19 protein-coding genes are annotated in these 20072 nt (G+C 45.0%); 7 read left to right on the top strand and 12 right to left on the bottom strand.

The annotated features are described in order from the left end of the window. The first annotated feature begins 243 nt into the window (after positions 1-243). The 7 genes from B3763_RS02815 (at position 244) to B3763_RS02785 (ending at position 6280) form a co-directional block, all read left to right on the top strand. Complete coding sequence (locus tag B3763_RS02815) at positions 244-783, top strand: RNA polymerase sigma factor (RefSeq protein WP_286743456.1); 540 nt, start codon at positions 244-246, stop codon at positions 781-783. Positions 784-789: 6 nt separating this feature from the next. Continuing rightward, positions 790-1659, top strand: coding sequence for a DUF4097 family beta strand repeat-containing protein (locus B3763_RS02810; protein ID WP_286743454.1), 870 nt, complete (start codon positions 790-792; stop codon positions 1657-1659). Positions 1660-1664: 5 nt separating this feature from the next. Continuing rightward, on the top strand, positions 1665-2462 hold the full coding sequence (locus tag B3763_RS02805) for a HEAT repeat domain-containing protein (protein ID WP_286743452.1): 798 nt from the start codon (positions 1665-1667) through the stop codon (positions 2460-2462). A 25-nt stretch (positions 2463-2487) separates the two neighbouring features. After that, a complete protein-coding gene (locus B3763_RS02800) occupies positions 2488-3453 on the top strand; it encodes a hypothetical protein (protein WP_286743450.1) in 966 nt (321 codons plus the stop codon). Positions 3454-3592: 139 nt separating this feature from the next. Further along, a complete protein-coding gene (locus tag B3763_RS02795) occupies positions 3593-4204 on the top strand; it encodes a LolA family protein (RefSeq protein ID WP_286743448.1) in 612 nt (203 codons plus the stop codon). A gap of 200 nt (positions 4205-4404) precedes the next feature. Next, positions 4405-5247 (top strand): LytR/AlgR family response regulator transcription factor, encoded by an 843-nt coding sequence (locus B3763_RS02790; RefSeq protein ID WP_286743445.1) that lies wholly within the window; start codon positions 4405-4407, stop codon positions 5245-5247. An 85-nt stretch (positions 5248-5332) separates the two neighbouring features. After that, on the top strand, positions 5333-6280 hold the full coding sequence (locus B3763_RS02785) for a cupin domain-containing protein (RefSeq protein WP_286743442.1): 948 nt from the start codon (positions 5333-5335) through the stop codon (positions 6278-6280). A gap of 43 nt (positions 6281-6323) precedes the next feature. On the opposite strand, the gene B3763_RS02780 is transcribed toward B3763_RS02785, so the two are convergent. The 12 genes from B3763_RS02780 to B3763_RS02725 form a co-directional block, all read right to left on the bottom strand. After that, on the bottom strand, positions 6324-7259 hold the full coding sequence (locus B3763_RS02780) for a carbon-nitrogen hydrolase family protein (RefSeq protein ID WP_286743437.1): 936 nt from the start codon (positions 7257-7259) through the stop codon (positions 6324-6326). A 5-nt stretch (positions 7260-7264) separates the two neighbouring features. After that, positions 7265-8023, bottom strand: a complete 759-nt coding sequence (locus tag B3763_RS02775) for a DUF6503 family protein (protein WP_286743435.1) — start codon at positions 8021-8023, stop codon at positions 7265-7267. A 325-nt stretch (positions 8024-8348) separates the two neighbouring features. Next, positions 8349-10346: a copper-translocating P-type ATPase gene (locus tag B3763_RS02770; RefSeq protein WP_286743433.1), complete on the bottom strand. Its 1998-nt coding sequence runs from the start codon at positions 10344-10346 to the stop codon at positions 8349-8351. A gap of 20 nt (positions 10347-10366) precedes the next feature. Further along, a complete protein-coding gene (locus B3763_RS02765) occupies positions 10367-11101 on the bottom strand; it encodes a heavy-metal-associated domain-containing protein (RefSeq protein WP_286743431.1) in 735 nt (244 codons plus the stop codon). A 101-nt stretch (positions 11102-11202) separates the two neighbouring features. Beyond that, positions 11203-11775, bottom strand: coding sequence for a helix-turn-helix domain-containing protein (locus B3763_RS02760; protein ID WP_286743429.1), 573 nt, complete (start codon positions 11773-11775; stop codon positions 11203-11205). Positions 11776-11860: 85 nt separating this feature from the next. Beyond that, positions 11861-12334: a DUF3347 domain-containing protein gene (locus B3763_RS02755; RefSeq protein ID WP_189631636.1), complete on the bottom strand. Its 474-nt coding sequence runs from the start codon at positions 12332-12334 to the stop codon at positions 11861-11863. 18 nt (positions 12335-12352) lie between these two features. After that, complete coding sequence (locus tag B3763_RS02750) at positions 12353-14119, bottom strand: efflux RND transporter periplasmic adaptor subunit (protein ID WP_286743428.1); 1767 nt, start codon at positions 14117-14119, stop codon at positions 12353-12355. Next, positions 14119-15336, bottom strand: coding sequence for an exo-alpha-sialidase (locus tag B3763_RS02745; protein WP_286743427.1), 1218 nt, complete (start codon positions 15334-15336; stop codon positions 14119-14121). The genes B3763_RS02750 and B3763_RS02745 overlap by 1 nt, the downstream gene beginning before the upstream one ends. 2 nt (positions 15337-15338) lie before the next feature. Continuing rightward, on the bottom strand, positions 15339-15929 hold the full coding sequence (locus B3763_RS02740; RefSeq protein ID WP_286743425.1) for a DUF2911 domain-containing protein: 591 nt from the start codon (positions 15927-15929) through the stop codon (positions 15339-15341). Then, entirely contained in the window at positions 15926-17158 is a 1233-nt protein-coding gene (locus B3763_RS02735) for a TolC family protein (RefSeq protein ID WP_286743423.1), read from the bottom strand. The genes B3763_RS02740 and B3763_RS02735 overlap by 4 nt, the downstream gene beginning before the upstream one ends. Further along, complete coding sequence (locus B3763_RS02730) at positions 17155-17865, bottom strand: acetolactate decarboxylase (RefSeq protein ID WP_286743422.1); 711 nt, start codon at positions 17863-17865, stop codon at positions 17155-17157. Before B3763_RS02730 ends, B3763_RS02735 begins: the two co-directional genes overlap by 4 nt. Further along, a partial coding sequence (locus B3763_RS02725) for an efflux RND transporter permease subunit (RefSeq protein WP_286743420.1) occupies positions 17862-20072 on the bottom strand: 2211 nt, incomplete at its 5' end. The genes B3763_RS02730 and B3763_RS02725, both read right to left, overlap by 4 nt.

Genomic DNA, 20072 nt, shown 5'->3' with positions numbered 1-20072 from the left:
CGTCCTAAGAGGGGGTATTTTACTACTTCTTTACATCGAACCCGGGTTGATTTAGGTAATTGGCTATAACAGCGCCCGGCCCGCCAGAGCAGGCCTGGGCGCAAGGATTTTGTGCGGTGGGGCGTCCTTCAAAATCTTCTTAAAAGAAAATCTTAAATTGTATGTAACCATTTCAATCGAGTTGAGTTTCCCCCACTGAATTCTTAAGACGAAGCATTGGATTCAATCTCAGACAACACATTAATGCTTAAGGTTAAGGCCGGCCAGCTAGATCAGCTGGGTCTATTATTCGAACGCTACAACAGGCCTTTGTATGGGTTCTTCTATAGGCTGACTTCTGATGGCAACGCCAGCGAAGATCTTGTGCAGAATGTGTTTGTGAGAATCATCAAATACCGTCATACCTATAAGGGTGACGGTAAGTTTTCTACCTGGATATTTCATATGGCGCGGAATTTATTTGCCGACTACTATAAGAAGGAGAAGCGTCTGGGATATAGGGAAGATGTGAGCGTAACGGACAAATATTATGCTGACAACAACAATGCAGAGACTTTTAAGATTGCCAGTGAGGAGCGTCATTTACTGGAAAAGGCCATGAGAAGGCTTTCTGCAGAGAAACGCGAAATATTGGTATTGAGTAAGTATCAGGGAATGAAGTACAGCGACATTGCTGAACTTCTGGATTGCTCTGAAAGTGCTGTGAAGGTGAGGATTTTTAGAGCACTGAAAGAGTTGAAGGCCAACTATGAGAAACTTGAATGTGAGGTTGTAAAACCATAAGAAGAAATGAAAAGGAATTATTGGATGGTACTGGTGGCTTTGCTGGTTGGTGCCAATGTGTGGGCTCAGGGTAAGTCTGAAACCATTACGAAACAATTTGCGGTGAACAATGCTGGTGCTGAGTTCTGGTTTTGCGTGTGCAATATAAATGGCAGCGTTGAAGTAGAAGCTTACGATGGAGAAGCGGTGCAGGTGGTAGTGAAAAAACAAGTGAACGGAAAGACCAACGAAGACCTGGCTCTTGGCATGGAAGAAGTGAGTTTGGGTGTGCTGGAGGGGGCGGAGTTTGTGAAACTCTTCTTGTCTTCTCCTAATCATATAATGGAAGATAAGGCCGACCCTCTGCAATGTAGCTGGGAGTGGAACAGAAAGAGCGAGCATAAAAACTACTGGTATACGCTCGATTTTACGGTGAAGGTGCCGAAGGGAATAAGTGTGAAGCTTTCTACAGTGAACAAGGGCAGTGTGTTGGTGAAAAACGTGGAAGGCAATGTGTATGCTTCTAATGTAAATGGCGATGTGACGTTGCAGAATCTTGCTAGCGACACCAAAGCATCGACCGTGAATGGAAAGTTGGAAGTAAACTACAAAAGCTTACCGAAAGAGTTTGGCAGCTTTAATACAGTAAATGGCGACATAGAAATTAGAGTGCCTGAAAATGCCAGTGCAATATTTAGCTTTCAAAGTCAGTGGGGAGAGGTTTACAGTGATCTGGAATTTACGGCCAAACTGGCCCCCAAAGTAACCAAGACTCCTGATGGTAATGGAGTAAAGTACAAAATAGCCAATAGTAACAGCTACCAGTATGGAAAATCCGGAGGGCCTACTTTTGAGTTTGAAACGCTTAATGGTGATGTATACTTAAGAAAACAATGACGGAGATGGAAGAGAAATATATGTCTCTGATAACAGAATATATGGACGGAACCCTGACTGATGAACGCAGGCGTGAGTTTGAAGAATATGTGGAGCAGGGGTTCATAGATATGCAGGAGGTGAACGAGCTCAGGACTATGGGCCAACAAATGGCAACAACTCCTAAGCCTGAGCCCACAGATGCTCTGCACTCTAACTTTTACCAAATGCTGGCAGCCGAACAAAGTAGGGTAGAAGGTAAAGAAGACTTTCGGCATGTATGGAGTGTCTTGGGAAGGTTTTTCTTTGCCACGTCCAAGGGGCGGTTTGCTTTTGGGTTTTGTGTGCTGTTGGTGGGCCTTGTTTTAGGCAGGCTTTTTACAGGCAGTGTGTACAACAGCCAACTGAATAGGCTGAGCGATCAGATGGCTGGTATGCAGGAGGTAATGATGAAAACCATGCTGGAAGACCAGTCGGTGACTCAACGGCTGAAAGGCGTGCAGATGAGCAACGGGCTTGTGTCTAAAAACCGAGAAGTAACCGATGCCCTGTTTTTAACACTCAACAACGATGAGAGTACCAATGTGAGGCTGGCAGCCTTGGCTTCATTGGCCAACTATGCCAAAGATTCGGCTATTCGTGAACGATTGATAAAAAGTATTAACCAGCAGCGATCTCCATTGGTATTGGTAGCTATGGCCGAATTGATGGTGGATATGCAGGAAACTCAGGCAGTAAAGGCCTTTGAACCTATTCTAAATGCTGAAAATACACCCGATGATGTGAAATCAGCGCTTCGTGAGAATTTGGATAAAATCATGTAAAGAGAAAAAGAAAAAAAAACAGATCATGAGAAACGTGAGAAAAATGTTATCTGCGGCAATGGTAATGAGTTTGGGAGTTGCGGCCTGGGCTCAGGATGTGCAGGTAAAGACCAGTAAAAACTGGGAGGTGAAGGTAGATCCTCAAGTGTTAGCAGAAGTAGAAGCCATAGCCGAAAGGGCGGTTCATAGTGTTGTATCTGACTTTGAGTTTGATATGGACTTTGATCATAATGGTAAAAAAATAGAGTACCAGCAGAATACGCAAGAGATAGAAATACCTCTTTCGAAACCCGGTGAAAGAGGAAAGCTGGATATAGACAACCGAAATGGCAAAGTGAAAGTAACAGGCTATGACGGTCCCACTGTAAAAGTGAAAATGATTAAGTACGAAAAGAAGGTGGAGCGAGGAGAGTCTAAAAATGGTATGAGGCTGGTGAGTAGCGGGGGCTTTAATGTGGAGGCTTCTGAAAACAATAACACCGTGAGGCTGGAAAGTGAAGGCTGGAACAACCGGGTAGATTTTGAAGTAATGGTGCCTAAAAACTTCAACATTAAAGCAGAAACCTATAACAACGGCCACATTGTAATTGAAGGCGTAAACGGGGAGGTTAATGTGGAGAGCTACAACGGATCTATTACGCTGACCAATATTAGCGGTTCTGCCAGTGCTTCGACTTACAATGGAGCTATCGAAGTTACTTTTGCCAAAGTGACTCCTGAAACCCCTATGGCTTTTAGCACCTACAATGGAAATGTAGATATAAGTGTGCCTACCGGTACTAATTTCACAGCAAAAATGAGAACGAATAGAGACATATTCACAGACTTTGAATCGTTTAGTATTAAGCAGGCCCAACCGGTTAGCAATAAAAATAACAAAGGCGGATTTAGCATGAAGTACGAGAGTTGGGTTGAAGGCGACCTCAATGGAGGAGGTGCCGAAGTAATGATGAAAACTACCAACGGGAATATCTATATCCGTAAGAAGTAGATAGAGGTAAACCACAAATTTGATCCTGTGAATGGCTATTCACAGGATTTTTTTATTTTTGATCTATCTCAGCCGATGAAAGTAGCCAACCACTCAACTTTTATCATTCCTTTTAATCTTTTTTTAGAAACACAGATTTATGAAAACTCTACTGAAAACATTACTGCTCGCTGTGCTAATGGTGGGCTCGGTACAAGCTCAAGATGCTTCTTCTAAGATCAACGAGTTGTACAACAAGTATGGCAACATACCCAACTATAAGGTAAACGTGGTATACGAGGCCATTAACGATAACATGGGTTTTAAGAATGTGCAGGAAGGCGTGTTGGTGGTTGAAGGCGCAAAATACATTTTGAAATATGGCCCCAACGAAACCTGGCTCAACGATGGTAAAACAGAGTATGTAGGAACCAAGGAGCCAGACCACTCTCAGATATTGTTCTTTTGCCCCGGCCAAAACACTGAAGCCATAGTAGACTTTGGTTCAATGATGACCTTCTTTGGTTCAGGCCATAACGGAACCATGGAAGGCTCTGTATTAAAGCTTAAGCCATCTTCAGAAGCAGCTTACAAAGAAGTTCATGTGGCGTTTAGTGGCAATAACATTACGTCAATTACTGCTGTAGACGATTTCGGTACTTCTCACAAATATTCTTTTTCTAACTTTTCTACCAATACTTCAGGCACCAGTTTTAGTATAAACCCTGCCGAGTATTACGAGAAGATAGACGAAAGAAGAGGTTGCAAGTAACAAGGGTTGACCAATACCGTTGTATGTCGATCTAAAGATTATGGCCTGATACTCTCTGAGTATCAGGCTTTTTTAAAAAAGATAACTTCTAAAAGTTCAGGTGCATTTTTTTGCTCATTCTTGGCAAGTTGGTGTAGGGCTTTAGTAATTTAGATGTAAACCCGGAGGCTTGGATTCTCTGGCTATTGACTCCAAACCTTATGAAAAAGGTTAACCTCGATTTTTTTCTTTCAAAGCCCTACCGGTTGGCGGTTTGTATTGCTACACCACTTTTTTTGTACATATTCCTGGTGGCCTTTCTTCCATTTGGCATACATAACTACAATCCCCGCTTTACTTATACGGCCCACTTCCTTGTAGAAATGGCAAAGTTTGGCACAAGCACTTTTTTCTTGTGTGTGCTCATGGAGTTTTGGGTCAAAAGGCATTGTATTAAGAGAGTGAGCACTGCCGCTGTTGTATACTGGCATTTGGCGCTTCTGTTGGTGTTGGGGCTGTCAAACTTTGTACTGTATAATCTAATAGGAGGCTGGCACGACTGGAAATTTATTAGCGGTTTGCGCTTTGTTCTTCAAATCTCTTCGGTGCTCATCTTTCCGCTGGCTGGTGTGCTTGGCTACTTTCGATTTAGAAATCTCAAGTCGGACTACGAGCAGATGCTAACCAACAGAGAAGAAGGGCCTAAAGAAGAGTTTATTTCTGTAAAAGGCAGCGGAAACAACGAATCGGTTGCCGTAAGGTTGGTAGATTTACTTTGCCTCAAAGCACATGACAATTACGTGGAGCTTTCCTTTCTGGAGCAAAATGAGGTTAAGAAGAAGCTTGTAAGAGGTACTCTAACAAATATCTTTCGGCAGATCAGTCATCCAGAAGTAGTGAGGTGTCATAGGTCCTATGTGGTCAACCTCCATAACGTCCACTCGGTTGTTGGTCACTCGTCCATAGAGCTGCGACTGGTTTGTGTCTCTCATCCGATTCCTGTTTCCAGATCGTACCGAGAGGTGGTACTTCAGGCCATAAGGAGGTTCAAAATAGTCCACTAGCTCTCACTCACCACAAATAGCAGAATTTCGCCACAATCGTTGTTTTTTAGGCATCCCTTTGTGCTTTGGGGCGGTTTTTTTAGGCATGAAAAAACGAATACAAATTCCCCTAAAAGCTAAGGCAATGGTTGCATTGGCTTTTATTATGCTACTGAGTGTTATGGTAACTGCTCCGGTTTTTGGGCAGTCGGCCGATGCCATGATTAGAGATTACGTTCAGGCCTATGCCGATGATCCCATGGCCATGAATGCTTATTTTGGAATTAAGGTTGAAGAGGATTGGTGGACGGTGAAAGTAGAGAGGAATGAGAGAGGGTACCTGGTAGGCAAAAGTCAAAAATACACGTTTCATGAAATGGGGCCACACAACGTTTCGGTTGAAAAAGGCAAACCCAGCCGGCCCACGTGGTACTTTCATTGTCCAGATATGTCTACCCTTAGAAGTCTCTACACCAATGAGCTAACTGCCGGAACGGCCAGCATGCGTACCCGTGAGTCAGATCCACAACCTCTATTTGGTGTAGCCGATATGGAAGGTTTTAGTTCCGGGCAGGGCGAAACGGCCCTGGCCTATTTAACCATGGAGCATTTTTGGAAGAAAGGGAATGGTGAGGTAACTCCCTTTGGCCGTGATAAGTCTATGGAAACCCATGGAGCTATGATGGTATCGCTATACACAATGAAAGACAAGCGCATTGGCTGGTTTAGTTTGGGACAAATGGAAGTGGCCAATGCTGAAGAGGACATCCAATCGAGCCAGGTACCCAACCTTTTTATTATTACCAGCGGCAAGGGCAAAGCAGTGGTGAATGGAGAGGAAATGGATATTGCTAAAGGGATGAGCTTTTTTGTGCCTCCATACATTCAACATAAACTGTATAACCCTTATGAAGAGCCGCTTGAGGGAGTGCTAGTGTTTTTTGGAGACAACATAGATTATGTTTGGGGGCAATCTTACATTGGCTTTTTAGAGCAGGAATACGCCTTTTACCAAGAGAATGAAACCCGGGTGAGGCAAGGCAACAAGAAATAAACATTGGCCTAAGGGCGGCCTCCGGACTCAAGGCGGAGGCTGCTCACAGTCTTTTAGTGTTTGTCTTTAGCTCGAATACATCATTTCTTTGGTAGTGGCCCGTTACATCCAGAGCCATGCGTTCTTCATAGCACCGTGTAAGATTTACTTCCTGAACAAAAACACCTTCTTTGTCCCAAATCGGTTCCATTACATAATGACCATCCGGGCCTACAATGCAGCTGCCACCATTGAGCAGCATATGGTCGGGTTTATTCTGCAATTCTAAAGGTAAGGTGAGCTCGGCCGGAATATCTTTAACTCGCATAATTTGCCCCACACCAACGGCAAAACATCTACCCTCAAAGGCATAAGATCTGGTGGCAATCTGAAGCATTTCATGAACTTTGGGCCACACCGCCACATGAATGTGTTCGCCAGAATTGTGCATGGTTTGTCGCGTTAGAGGCATCCAATGCTCCCAGCAAATTAAACCACCAATCCTTCCTACTTGTGTTTCCACAGCCTTAAGCCCATGGCCATCGCCATGACCATAAATGAGTCTTTCGGTGTAGGTAGGCATTAATTTTCGATGATGGTTCACTAGCTCTCCATGTTCATTCCAGGTAAGTAAACTGTTGTAAATAGTGCCGTTGCCAGGTCCACTAGTCACTTTCTCGTTTATGCCCATTACAATCACCAGCCCAAGTTCTTTAGCCCATTGGCCAATGGCGGCTACTTCTTTGCCCTTCACGTCAAGGCTGTTTTCATATGTTTTGGCAAAAACCTCTTTAGTAGGTTTAAAGTCCCACTTGGCGTATTCATCGCAGTAATCTATCCAGGCAGGATAGCCCGTAAACCACGTTTCACCAAAGGTGACCAATTGCGCACCCTTTTCGGAGGCTTCGCGCAAAAGCTTCTCTACTTTTCGCATAGACTCCTCTACATTCAGGTAGCTTGGAGCCGACTGCACAATGCCTATTCGTACGGACTTTTTCATGCCTGTTAGGGGTTGAAGCGGATTTGTACCTGCTCATTGATGATTCGCGAAAGCTCTTCCAGCTCTCCCGCCTCGAACAATTCATCAATTGTATTGATGTCTATCGACTCATCGGCCGGTTTGTAATTGATGTAGTCTTGCACAAGCACACCTTCTACTCTTCGTTGGTTAATGGCTTCTCTAAATCTCAAACCGCCTCCATCGGTATGATACAGATAGGCCATGTAGTCCATTCGATAGTCTTCCGTATCGAACCAATACAAAAACACATCGTCAAAGTCTTCGCCACCGCCTTCTTGCTTAAAGGTAATGCGCACTTCATGGTAGGTTTTTCCTTTAATGTCCGTAGTTCCCTGGTACGACTTAATTACAGCATCATCATTAAGCCCAAAGGGTAGTCTGAAAAAGTAAATCACCGAATTGACTGAGCGAGAATAGGCGGCACTCTTTTCTTCAGTAACTTCTGTCGTGTCGCCATTGGTGAGCCTCAAGTGTCCTTCATTGGTCAAAATATCTACTACTTCTCTGCCGAGAGAATCGGTTTGGGTGCGTGTATATTTGTATCGCCCGTCTTTCATTGTATAGGTGTAATCCATTTCTCTGAAGGTGAGCGAAAAAGAAGAATTGTTTAGTTGTTCCATGCCATGAAAAGCAATGGCCTTGTCCACCACCTGCTGTTCCATTGGCCCTTGGTTCCGGCTGTTCTTCTGGCAGGCCAACACAGCAAAAAAGAATAAAAGAAGAATAATCAGGTATTTTTTCATGAATTATCTTTTGCGGATTTACGCCTCAATTTAACGATAAGTTCAATGATGAACTTTAAAAACTCTGGGAATGGTAGGGGAAAGACATTGGTGTGGCAGTGGGCATAAAAAAACCATCCCGATCTCTCGGGATGGCCAATAAACACACACAATACCAGAGGATTGGAACCTCCAGGTGTCTTAAATTTCTTAGACAATTCGAAGTAAGAGCAAAAAATTAACTTCACCAAATCATTCGTAGAATAAACTATAAACTTTACGTTTTGGTTTTACTATCTATTAGAAAAATTCAATTTTTATAAAAAATTTAGAATTGTTAGAGCAATTATTTTTTTATCGACCATTTTAAGCTTTGAGCGTTTAGTGCACATATTACTGTAGAGAGACTCATTAAGGCTGCTCCGAGTGCCGGAGAAATCATTATCCCTTGATTGTACAATATGCCTGCGGCCAGAGGAATGGCGAACACATTGTAGCCGGTGGCCCAAACCAGATTTTGTATCATTTTTTGATAGGTGGCTTTTCCAAAGGTGATTAAACGTACCACATCGCTGGGTCTGCTTTCGGTCAAAATAATGTCGGCTGTTTCTGCGGCAATATCAGTTCCCGAGCCAATGGCAATTCCCACATTGGCCTTGGCCAAGGCCGGAGCATCGTTTACTCCATCGCCTGTCATGGCTACAAACTTGCCATCTTTTTGCAATCGCTCTATAATCTCTGATTTTTCATGGGGGAGTACTCCACTGTGGTAACCGTCCAACCCTATGGCTTCGGCCACTTGTTTTGCGGTATTTTCATTGTCGCCAGTAGCCATTAGTACTTCTATGTCTTTGCTTTTGAGTTCTTCAATAGCCTGATAGCTTTCCTCTCTAATGGTATCATCGAGTGCCACGTAGCCCAAAAGGCTGTTTTCCCGAATCACAAATACAACGGTGCCTTTTTGTTCAGTGGCCTCATTGGGCAGATCAATATTATTTTCTTTTAGGTAGCCGGGGCTTACAATAGCATGTTTTATCCCCTCAATCTTGGCTTCTACACCTTTTCCTTTTTGAGCCGAAAAGTCTGTGACTTTTACGGCTTTAACCGACTGTTTTTTTGCTTCTTTAACAATGCCGCGTGCTATGGGGTGTTCCGATTCTTGCTCCAGAGCATAGGCTATGGCCAATAGCTCTTCATTGCTTAGCGAATTGTCGGTTACTTTTAGGGTTTGTACTTCAAACTCACCTTTGGTTAAAGTACCTGTTTTGTCGAACACCACGGTGTCTATTTTTCGGGCAGACTCGAAAGCCGATTTATTCCTGATGAGTAGTCCGTTTTTGGCCGAAATGGCTGTGGAGATGGCTGAAACTAATGGTACGGCTAGCCCCAGTGCATGAGGGCATGTGATAATCATTACGGTAACCATGCGTTCCAGTGCAAAACTAAAATCTTTGTCGGAGAGCTGCCACCAAACCAGCAAGGTGATGGCTCCGGCTATGATGGCCACGTAGGCCAGAATACCTGCGGCCTTGTTTGCCAAAGTCTGAGTTTTTGATTTCACCTGTTGCGCGTCACCAACCAGTTTTATTACCCTATTGAGATAGCTCTCTTCTCCGGTAGAAAGAACCTCAATTCTTAAGGAACCATCCAGATTAACGGCTCCTCCTTTTACCTCCTGACCCGGGCCAATAGTTATTGGCTTGCTTTCTCCGGTTAGTGCACTCTCATCCAGTTCGCTTTCACCCTCTTTGACCGTTCCATCGGCCGGTATTTTTTCACCGGGTTTTACTAAAATGAGGTCTCCTTTCTGCAGTTGTGTTGTTTTTACATCTTCAATATCATCGTCAGTAATTCTATGAGCATGGTCGGGCATTAACTCTGCAAGTTTTTGCAGGGCCTTTGAAGCACCCATTACAGATTTCATTTCCAGCCAGTGGCCCAGGAGCATAATGGCAATGAGAGAGACCAACTCCCAGTAGAATATTTTGCCTTCTAAACCGAAAACCACAGCAGTGCTGTAGGCCCAGGCAGTGGTAATGGCTATGGCAATAAGGGTCATCATACCCGGTTGTTTTTCTTTGAGTTCGCTAGCCAAACCCGTTAAAAATGGCCAGCCACCGTAGAAAAATATAAAACTGGAGAGTCCTGCAGAAAGGTATGTGCTCCCTTCGAAACTCAGAGAATAACCCAGTATCTCCTGAATCATGGGCGATAACACAATTACCGGCAGGCCCAGAATCAGGCAAACAAAGAATCTGCGTTTAAAATCATTGATCATTGCTGAATGATCGTGATGCTGTTCATGCTCATGATGTTTGTGTTCTTCTTGTCGGTGATCTTTCATAACTCAATAAATGGGTTGAATCAGGCCAACATGATGGCTGCCATACCTACCATGGTGAGGTCTTCTATAATGGTGACTTTACTCATGGGGAGGTTGAAAACATCTCCAAGGCAGGCACATTTAATCTTTCGTTTGTCCAGATTGCTTTTTATTACTCCAATAGAGCTTACTCCCAATACTATAACTGTGGTAAGGTTGGTAATTGTTGGGTTAAAATGAATGAGGTAAGCAATTCCTAAGGCCAGTTCTACAAATGGGTATATGTATCCCCAGCCCTTCCAGCGAGCAGCTACAATATCGTACATGCGGTAGCTGTTAGCAAAACCTTCCAGATTCAGGAGTTTAAAGAATGAGAAAACAATAAAGAATCCGGCCATAAAGTGGCGCATCCAAAGACTCCAGTCAATGCTACCGTGTTGCCCAACCTGCGCCAGCACACTTACCCCGGCAATAAATACCACTATGAGCAACAGAGGTTTATAGGTGGCAAAGAATCCTTTGGTTGCTGTAGTTGACTGAGGGGCTGATGAAGAACGCAGGTTGGTTTCTTGTCTTACAATCTGGTATTTTGAATCTTTTCCGATAGCTTCCTGAATCTCGTCTTCACTGTATATGAGATTGGCATCAACAATGGTTCGGCCATTGCTCAGGTTTATCGATACGGTTTGAACACCGGGTAATTTTTTAATATTTCGGGTTACTGTGGCTTTGCAGCCTTCGCATGTCATTCCCGTAATAGTCAGTTGCTTTTTCATGAGTCGCTCATTTTGTGTTACAAAGGTGTGGCCTTTGCTCCAACCAAGCCTTACACTATTTGGGTGCCGATGTATAACTTTTCCTGATACCCATACTTTGTCTATAGGTCTGCTACTTTGTCTATAGGTCTGCGTTGGCCAAAAGACTTGAATCGGGAAGGAGTAAGGCCTGTTGTTTTTTTAAACTGGGCCGACAGGTATTGGGCGCTGTTGTATTCCAGTTGATCGGCAATTTGTGCCAGGCTCATCTCTCCATAAACAAGGAGCTCTTTGGCCTTTTCAATCTTTTGGAGAGTAACGTACTGGCCAATGGTTTTACCCTCAATACTGGAAAACAGGTCGTTTAGGTAGGAATAGTCGTGACCGATTGTTTTACTGATAAACTCTGAGAAGTTGACCCCGGTTGGCTTTTGTGCGGCCTGGTGGTGTACCTCATTTATGATCAGTTGTTTAATCCATTCTACTTTTCTGCTTTTTTCATCTTCTACCAACTCAAAGCCGTGCTTGCTGAGCAGTTTGTCTAAAGTTTCGAGGTCTTCCGGGTTGAGAGCAGTTTTCCACTCTATTTGCCCCAGACGAACCCGATAGCTAGAAGAGTCCCACTTTTGACCGAGGGCCTCTTCAACCGCTTTTATACAGCGGTTACACACCATATGCTTTACGGTAATAATCATGAAAAAGCAGCTGTGCCGATGCTACAAGGTAATGGCAATATGGTGATTGCATACCTTGATTTCGCCCGGCACAGCCTGGGTTTATCTATTGGTTAATGGTTTCCTCAACGCGGCCGCAGTGTAGCATTACATCACCAAAGTAGGGGTTGTTTACTTCCGATTCTGCTGCCAGCCAATAGGCTCCCTTGTTGTTGAAGGCCATTGGGCAGTACTGCTTATACAAGACGGTTTCTGAGTTTCCGGCTTTTACGATTTCATACATGGCCATGGAGAGAGTCTCAAAGGCTTTTCTCTGATCTTCTACCTCTGAGGTAGCGGCAATCTGCTTTAAGGGAGATACTAGCCTTTCATCTTTTGTAACTGCCATAAAAGCCTTTGCTGCTTCTGCCGCTTCTTCACTGTTGGTAGCCACCAAAGCATCTTTTAAGCTTAGGTAGGCTTCTACAGGTGCTTTCTTTTGCTCGGCTTTTGGAGTCGAAGTAGAGGAATTTTGTTCGGTTTTGCCTCCACAGGCGCTCATAAGACCAATGATGGTAAGTGTTACGATTAACTTTTTCATTAAATGTATAGTTTGAAATTAATTTGGATTGTTTTCTATAGTGTATTCAACATTGCCACAACGGAGCATCATGTCTCCGAAGTAGGGGTTTATGATTTCTTCCTGAGCCGATACCCATGTGGCGCCTTTGTCGTTATTGGCCATGGGGCAAAACTGAACGTACAAAGGGCTTTCCATGGTTGTTCCAAACGATTCTATGGCATTGATAAGGGCTTTAGAAAGATTTATAAACTGTAAGCGTTGCTGGTCTCTGTTGTCGGAACTGTTTATGTCTGATAAGCTCTGCTGCATGGGTTCCAATAAGGTCATCCAGTGCATGTGGGCATCGCCTTTCAACAGGCTCATGTCTGTTTTTTTGAGTGCTTCGGAAACCTTCTGACTTTGTACCTGAATGGAGCTTGGCAAGCCTTCTACCATGGCGTCTTTCAGGGTTAAGTAGGCCTTGGTCAGGCTTTGAAGCTGATTTTTGAAGCTTCTTGGGGTAGACTCTATGTAATTTATAGTGCCTGGAAGTTCAATTTCCTGAAAACCGTTTTTGTGGTCAGAGGCACTCGACTCTGAAGGAGCCATCATGCTTATTTTTCCTTTTAGCTGGGCTTCTGCATCGAGCGTAAATGTGCCATTAACCACTACTTCTTCTCCGGCTTTCAGCCCCTCAATTACCTGATAGTGATTATCTATTGCATTGCCTAGTTCTACCTCGCGTAGTTCGAAACCTTCATTATTGGCCAGCTTTACATAGACAACCGAACGTTTGCCCGTCCATAGCACAGCCGAACGTGGAATGCTCAGCTCATTCGATGCAACTGCCTTTATTTGTGCTTTAATGAACATATCGGGTTTAAGACGTCCATTGCCATTGGGTACATCGGCTCTAACCTCTATGATGCGGCTGTTGCTTTCTACTGATGGTGCAATGAAGTTGATGGTGGCCTCAAAGTTTTGATTAATGCCGTTGGGGCTAAAAGTTACCTTGTCGCCTAGCTTTACTTTACCCAGGTCTTTTTCATATACCTCAAAAATAGCCCATACGGTGGTGAGGTCGGCTATTTGGTAAAGCGCTCCACCTTCCATAAGGTGATCTCCATTGTTGACTAGTTTTTTGAGGATAATGCCCTCGTAGTTGGATAACAGGTCGATGTTGCGCATGGCTTCTCCGGAAGCTTCAATAGCCGCTATTTGTTCATCGGTGATCTTCCAGTACTTGAGTTTCTTTCGGGCGGCTTCAAGAAGGGCCGGGTTGGTAGAGGCCAGCTTTTTGGCTTCGAGCAGTTCATTCTGAGCTGCTACCAGTTGTGGTGAATAAATGGATGCCACTTTCTCACCCTTCTTCACGTATTCCCCCTCAAAGTTTTTATAGAGCTTTTCTATTCTTCCGCCAAAGTGAGTGGTTTGGGTCTGAACCCTACGTTCATCGGCCTTTATTCGCCCGTTTATACTCAGGAAGGCCGAGGCTTCTGAACGGCCTACCACTTCTGTACGAATGTCGGCTAGTGCCTGAGCGGCATTGGACATTTTGAGAACTCTGGGGTTGTCATCATTTCCGCCTTCGCTTACCGGAATAAGGTCCATTCCGCAGAAAGGGCAGGAGCCTGGTTCGGACTGTCGAACCTGGGGATGCATAGAACATGTCCACAGGCCTGATTCAGGATGGGAGTGTTCTTCAGTGGCCAATTCCGGAGAAGAGGCACTATGGCCACCTCCTCCAAAGAATAGTGCCCCCAAAAGCAACCCTACAACGAGGGTGCCAAGGGCTATAAATACGGTTTTTCTGTCTGTTTTCATTATTCGAAATTGACTTTGGCTGTCTTAATGCTTGTCTGTTCATCGGCCTGGGTCCAGGCCATGTATATGTCTTCTCCATTGCTGGTGAGTACCGGGAATCCACTGGCTCTGGCAGCCGAAGTTTCTGCGATGGTCATGCGTTTGAGTAGTGTGCCGGTTCTATCGTATTTGGCCAACATTATCTTAGCGGTATCGTCAGCGGTTTCCAGCCAGCTTACCAGTACGTTGCCATTGTTGAGGGTGGTTGTGCCCACTCTGCCGTTGGTAGTACCATGACTCACCACCACAGCTTCGCCAAAAGTGGCCCCACCGTCTTGTGAGAAGGCCAGCTTAACCTCAGGGTATCCGCCTTTTGCCATAAACCACGCCACAGCGAGCTGATTTCCTTGGGCTGTTATGGAAGGGCCATTTACCGGGCATGCAGGCATTTCCCACATTTCTACTTTTAGGGGTTGAGGTTTGGTCCATTCGCCATTTACATAGCGCACTACCGACATGTCGCGGATTTCTCCTTCTGACCTGTCACGGTAAACCACCACAAGTCCATCCTTGGTTTGTGCGGCTGCTGTTTGACAACAATCGCAAACCCTGTCGTCTAGCTCCCATTCTTCCAGGGTCTCTCCTTCACTATCAAAGATGGCTGCGCGAAGCGTCATGGCTCCTGCTCCTCCATGGCCACCGTCTTTAGCATGGTCTCCTTTAGTATTTCTACCATCGAGCCAGGTCACAAAGGTTTTTTGGTCTTCCAGAGGCAGCATGGTTACAAAACCGTGTTCGGCAGAAATACCATCCTTATGTGGTGTAATGGGCGCTTGCCAGTTGTTGCCACTGTTGTTGGAGAAGGCTACCTGTATGTCATAGTCATAGGTGCCTTTCTCGCTCTTTTGTAGCCAATGGGCGGCCATTAGCTCATTGTTTTCTATAACTGATGGGAAGTCGGCCCAGTTAATAAACCAATTGCTTCCTTCGGCAATGAGCCGAGGGCTTTGCCATTGGCCATCTTTCAACTTAGAAAAGTAGAGCTTTGCAACTTTTTCAGGGTTGCGCTCTACCCAAGACAAAAAGGTTTCTCCCTTTGCATTGGTAAACAGCCGTGGCAGGCTAGAGCTGTTTTGAGTGGGGAGGGCAAGCGGCTCTACCAAGGGTGTTTCCTGTGGGTTAGAACAACTAGCCAGAATTGCTGTGCATGCGATGAGTACTACGATTAGATTTTTCATTGTTACTGCTCTTTTGCGATGGTTTGAATGGGCAGGCTCACTTTTACGTTGGCCCAGCTAATGATGATGCTTCCCTCATGGTCTCCTTCCTGAACCTGGTATAAAAGCTCTTCTTGAGTGTGAGTAATGGTTTCGGCCTGAGTTACATAGCGGAGCACGTCAAGCTCGGGGTCATATTCATCGGCCAGGTGCTGATCGTAATTTTTGTTTAACAGAATGGTCCATTGTTCCTGACCGGGAATGGTAAACAGGGCGTACTTTCCACTTTCAATAAGGGAGTCTCCGATACGTACATTGGTAGAGAAGTCTACAGTGGTAGCTTTATGTGCTCCGGTTACCCATACTTCTCCGTAGGCTACTAAACCTCCAAAAATATTTCGCCCTCTCACTCGTGGTGAGTGGTAGGAAATGTGCACATGCGTTTCTCCAATATTGCCCATGGCTGTGGCCGGAGGGCTTTTGGTGTTGGGTGTGGAGGTTTCCGGTTGCTGATGCTCCGCATGGTTTTCTGTGTTTTGTGTTTCTGCGCTTTTCTTGCAGGACACTATGGCCATTAAGGAGATTATTAAAAACGTTAGTGTTGTTCTTTTCATGGGTTTAAGGGTAAAAAATTGCCTGATAAATACTGTTTTATTAATTGCGATCTCTGTTGCCTGGTTTGTGACCTGGCCTCAGCAATTTGTAGTTGCAGAAGTCGCTGTTGTGTCATAAGCAACTCTTCAAAGTTGCTGCTGTTGTTGCTATACTCGCTTGTGAGAACATTCAGCAATGCTTTGGTATTGCTGATTTCGCTGGCATAGAGCTGTAGTTCCTGTTCGGCCGATTGTTCAAGATATGTGGCTTTTGTCCATTCATTTTTAAGCGTGTTTTTTATGCCAACAGCTTCATGTTGAAGGCTTTCCTGCATTAGCTCGGCTTCTTTAATTTGAGCTTTGTTCTTTTTGCCGAATATGGGTAGACTCATGCTCACCATGGGCATAATAATGTTCTTACCATTGTCGGCAACCGCCATGTCGGTGCGTTCACTCACGAATACATAGTCTAAACCTACTCCAAGCGATGGCTTTCGCTTGAGTTGGCTCAACTTGAGTTGGCTCTGTGCGGCTTGCTGTAAGTATTGGTTTTGAATAACCTTGGGGTTTTTAACTAAAACCGAATCAACAGAAACTTCTGAGTCGACCGGCAGGGTTTCCGTAAGGATAACCGGGGTGTCCACGGGCCGATTCAAATAGGTGTTAAAGTCGCTAATGAGCGGAGTCTTCCGTAGCTCGAGAAGTGTGAGCTGTGTACTCGCTTCTTCAATGCGAATTTGAACCCTTATGAGGTCGGCTAGTGAAGTCAGGTTGGCTTCATACTTGGTTTTAACAATGGGTTCATAACTTCTGAGAAGCTTTAGGTTTTCCTTGGAAAGCGCTATTTCTTTTTCCAGCTCAAGGAGTTGAAGCCAGGTTTCTGAAACTTTTAGGAATAATGCATTTCTGGCCTCTTCGAACTCCGCGAAACTGGCTTCGGCTAACCGCACGGCCATGGTTTTGCGCTCTTCCAAAGTGCCCATCCACGGGAACATCTGGCTGACAGACATGCGGAGTCTCTGCGCACCCACACGGGTTTCTACCGGAGAAATGAAAACACCGAAACTCAGGTTTGGATCGGGCAGGCTTCCTTGCTGGTCTACTCTTTCAAGAGCAGCAAGGTATTTATTAAAGCTGGCTTTTAGGCTTGGGTTGTTTTCCGCAGCCATTTTCCAATAACCTTCCAGACTCTGACCGGAAAGAACTAAAGTGCTGAGCAATAAACAAAGTGTTAGTATTGGCCTGATCATGGGATTGGATTTTTAGGTAAATAGATAGTTACAGGGAGCTTGGTGCTCAATGCATCCACATGGCCCATGGCCTCATCTGCCTTTATAAAATGCATATGCAGAAAACTGCCGTGGTGAGTAAATATGCCTTCATGGTTGCGCGAATAAAAGCCCAAAATCTTTACAGTCTGGTTCTCAGTGGTTCCTGAAAAACCAGCTTCCCGATAGGCATCGTGACCAGAACCTGTAGCTTCTTTGGCATTTATTACATGCCAGTCCATGTGGGCTATTTCGCCCTCAATCCGAAAAGGAACAATGCGCTCTGTGGCTTGTCTTTCTTCAATTAGTTGGGCCAGTTGTTGTTCCAGTTCTTTCATGGAGCTAAGCGGTTTGGAGATTTGTACTTCTTCCCAATTATTCACCTGGCTTTTTACCAGAAGGGCTGCCTCAAAATGATGTGGCTTAGTGAGCAGCACGGAGTCGTGTTGTGCTACCGAGCTCCAAACTTCTCCTTCATAAATCATGAGTTCGCCCTCCAGATCTGCCATGGCTCCCAGGGCATAGCTGTTTTCATTGATGGTTAAATCGTTGCTCTTAACCCTTGCCTGCAACTGATTTTGCTGCATGATTTGCCTAAGGTTGCCATAAACTTCCGCGTCATTGATCAGAGGCTGGCTACAGGCCGCAAACCCAAGGCTAATGATTACAATTCTTGCTGCTGTATTCATAGCTCGGTGTTTTTGGGTTGAAACTTGATCTGAACCTCTTTGTAGTAGGAGTAGAGCACTGGAACTACAAAGAGAGTTATTAGAGCAATGAGCATTCCTCCAAATGAAGGTATGGCCATGGGTACCATTACATCTGACCCGCGGCCGGTGCTCGTTAAAATTGGGAGCAGTGCCAATAGTGTGGTGGCGGTGGTCATCAGGCAAGGGCGCACTCTTTTCATACCTGCTTCAATAACCCGCTTTCTGATCTGTTCCTTAGAAAGTGGTTTTTCGGTGTCGAAAGACTGATCGAGGTATGTGGCCATAAGCACACCATCGTCTGTAGCAATACCAAAAAGGGCGATAAACCCTACCCAAACGGCTACGCTTAGGTTTACCGGATGAATCTGAAACAGATCGCGCATATTTGTGCCCCACAGACTAAAGTTGAGGAAGCTTTCCTGGCCGTAGAGCCAAAGCATGAGAAAGCCTCCGCCAAAGGCAACCGCTACTCCACTAAAGACCATAAGCGATACCGGTACTGATTTGAACTGAAAGTACAGAATGAGAAAAATGACAACCAGCACAATGGGAATCACTATACTCAGTCTGGCCTCAGCTCTTATCTGGTTTTGATAACTGCCTGCAAATTCATACGATACTCCGGCCGGAAGTACGAGTTCTCCGCTGGCCAGTTTCTGGTCTATAAGGTTGCGAACATCTTGTACGACTTGTACTTCGGCCTGTCCGGGTTGCCGGTCGAAAATTACGTAACCCACCAAAAATGTGTCCTCACTTTTTATCATTTGAGGGCCTCGGGTATAGTCTATTTCGGCCAGTTCTCCCAATGGTATACTTTGCCCGTTGCGTAAGGGAATGAGTATATTTTGTAAAGCTTCAGGGTTGTTGCGCAGCTCTCTCGGATAACGAACCCGAATGGGGTAGCGCTCACGCCCTTCTACAGTTGTTGAGAGCTTCATGCCCCCAACGGCCACTTGCAGGTGATCTTGCACTTCGCTAATTGTTAGCCCATAGCGAGCCAGGTTTTCGCGTTTCAAGTCAATAAGCATATATGGTTTTCCTACTATGCGCTCTGCAAAAACAGCTTCAGACTTCACAGAAGGCACTTGCTTGAGAACGTCTTCCAGTTGTAAACCAAACAGCTCAATGGTTTCCAGGTCAGGCCCCTTTACTTTTATGCCCATTGGTGCACGCATACCGGTCTGTAGCATTACCAAGCGTGTTTCTATAGGTTGTAGTTTAGGTGCCGATGTAACTCCGGGAAGTTCAGTGGCTTTCACAATTTCTTTCCAGATATCGTCTGGCGACTGAATTTCATCTCTCCACTGCCGGTAATATTCTCCGTTAGCATCGGGAATCAGTTCACCGGCTGCATCTCTTACAAACTCTCCATTCTCAGTTTTAAAGCGTAATCTTCGGCCATTCGCATCGGTCTTATACTCACTCTTATAGTTGATTACGTTTTCATACATGGAAATGGGAGCAGGATCGAGGGCACTTTCACTACGCCCCAACTTACCCACCACAGATTCTACCTCGGGAATAGCCGTGACAGCCATGTCTAAAAGTTTGAGCACTTCCTTGTTTTGTTCCAGGCCCGCATGGGGCATTGAAGTAGGCATTAGAAGAAAAGCCCCTTCATCGAGAGCTGGCATAAACTCCTTGCCTATACCCGGCAGGCTATGATTAAGCTTTACATAGACGGAGTTGGTTCTTATTTCCGCACCAAATAGTTTGGGTACAAACCCAAATACTCTATCGAAGCCCAGCCATACGGTTACTCCAAATAACACGATAGCTGTGGGAAGCACCAGGAAAACGCGTCTGTGGCGTAAGGTCCAGTTGAGAATTGTTGGATAGAGTTTAATAAATAGGCTAAAGCTGCCCAGGGTGATACCTATTATGAGAGCCACGAAAATAAAATTGGCTATTCCTCCACCTTTAACTCCCAGCGGTAGCCATTCCTCGCTCAAGAGGAGGGTGACTGCAATAAGGAAAACAATCAATGTAGCGTGTTTCAGATAGTTTCGGCTGGCTGGCCATATCTGTCTTGCTATGTTGCAGCCTCCAACACCAATGAGTACAAAGCCGGAGAGCCACATGCTTTTGAAAAGTGCCACACTACCCACTATAACAATCATGGTGTTGATGAGCAGTTTTATTTTCTCATTTCGGGGTTTGAAGCCAAAAAACCAATAGGCAAGCGT

The sequence above is a fragment of the Roseivirga sp. UBA1976 genome (assembly GCF_002336325.1).
In the GTDB taxonomy this organism is placed as follows: Bacteria; Bacteroidota; Bacteroidia; order Cytophagales; family Cyclobacteriaceae; genus Roseivirga; species Roseivirga thermotolerans.
The sequence above is the reverse complement of the archived record's forward strand: the minus strand, read 5'-3'. Positions and strand labels throughout refer to the sequence as shown.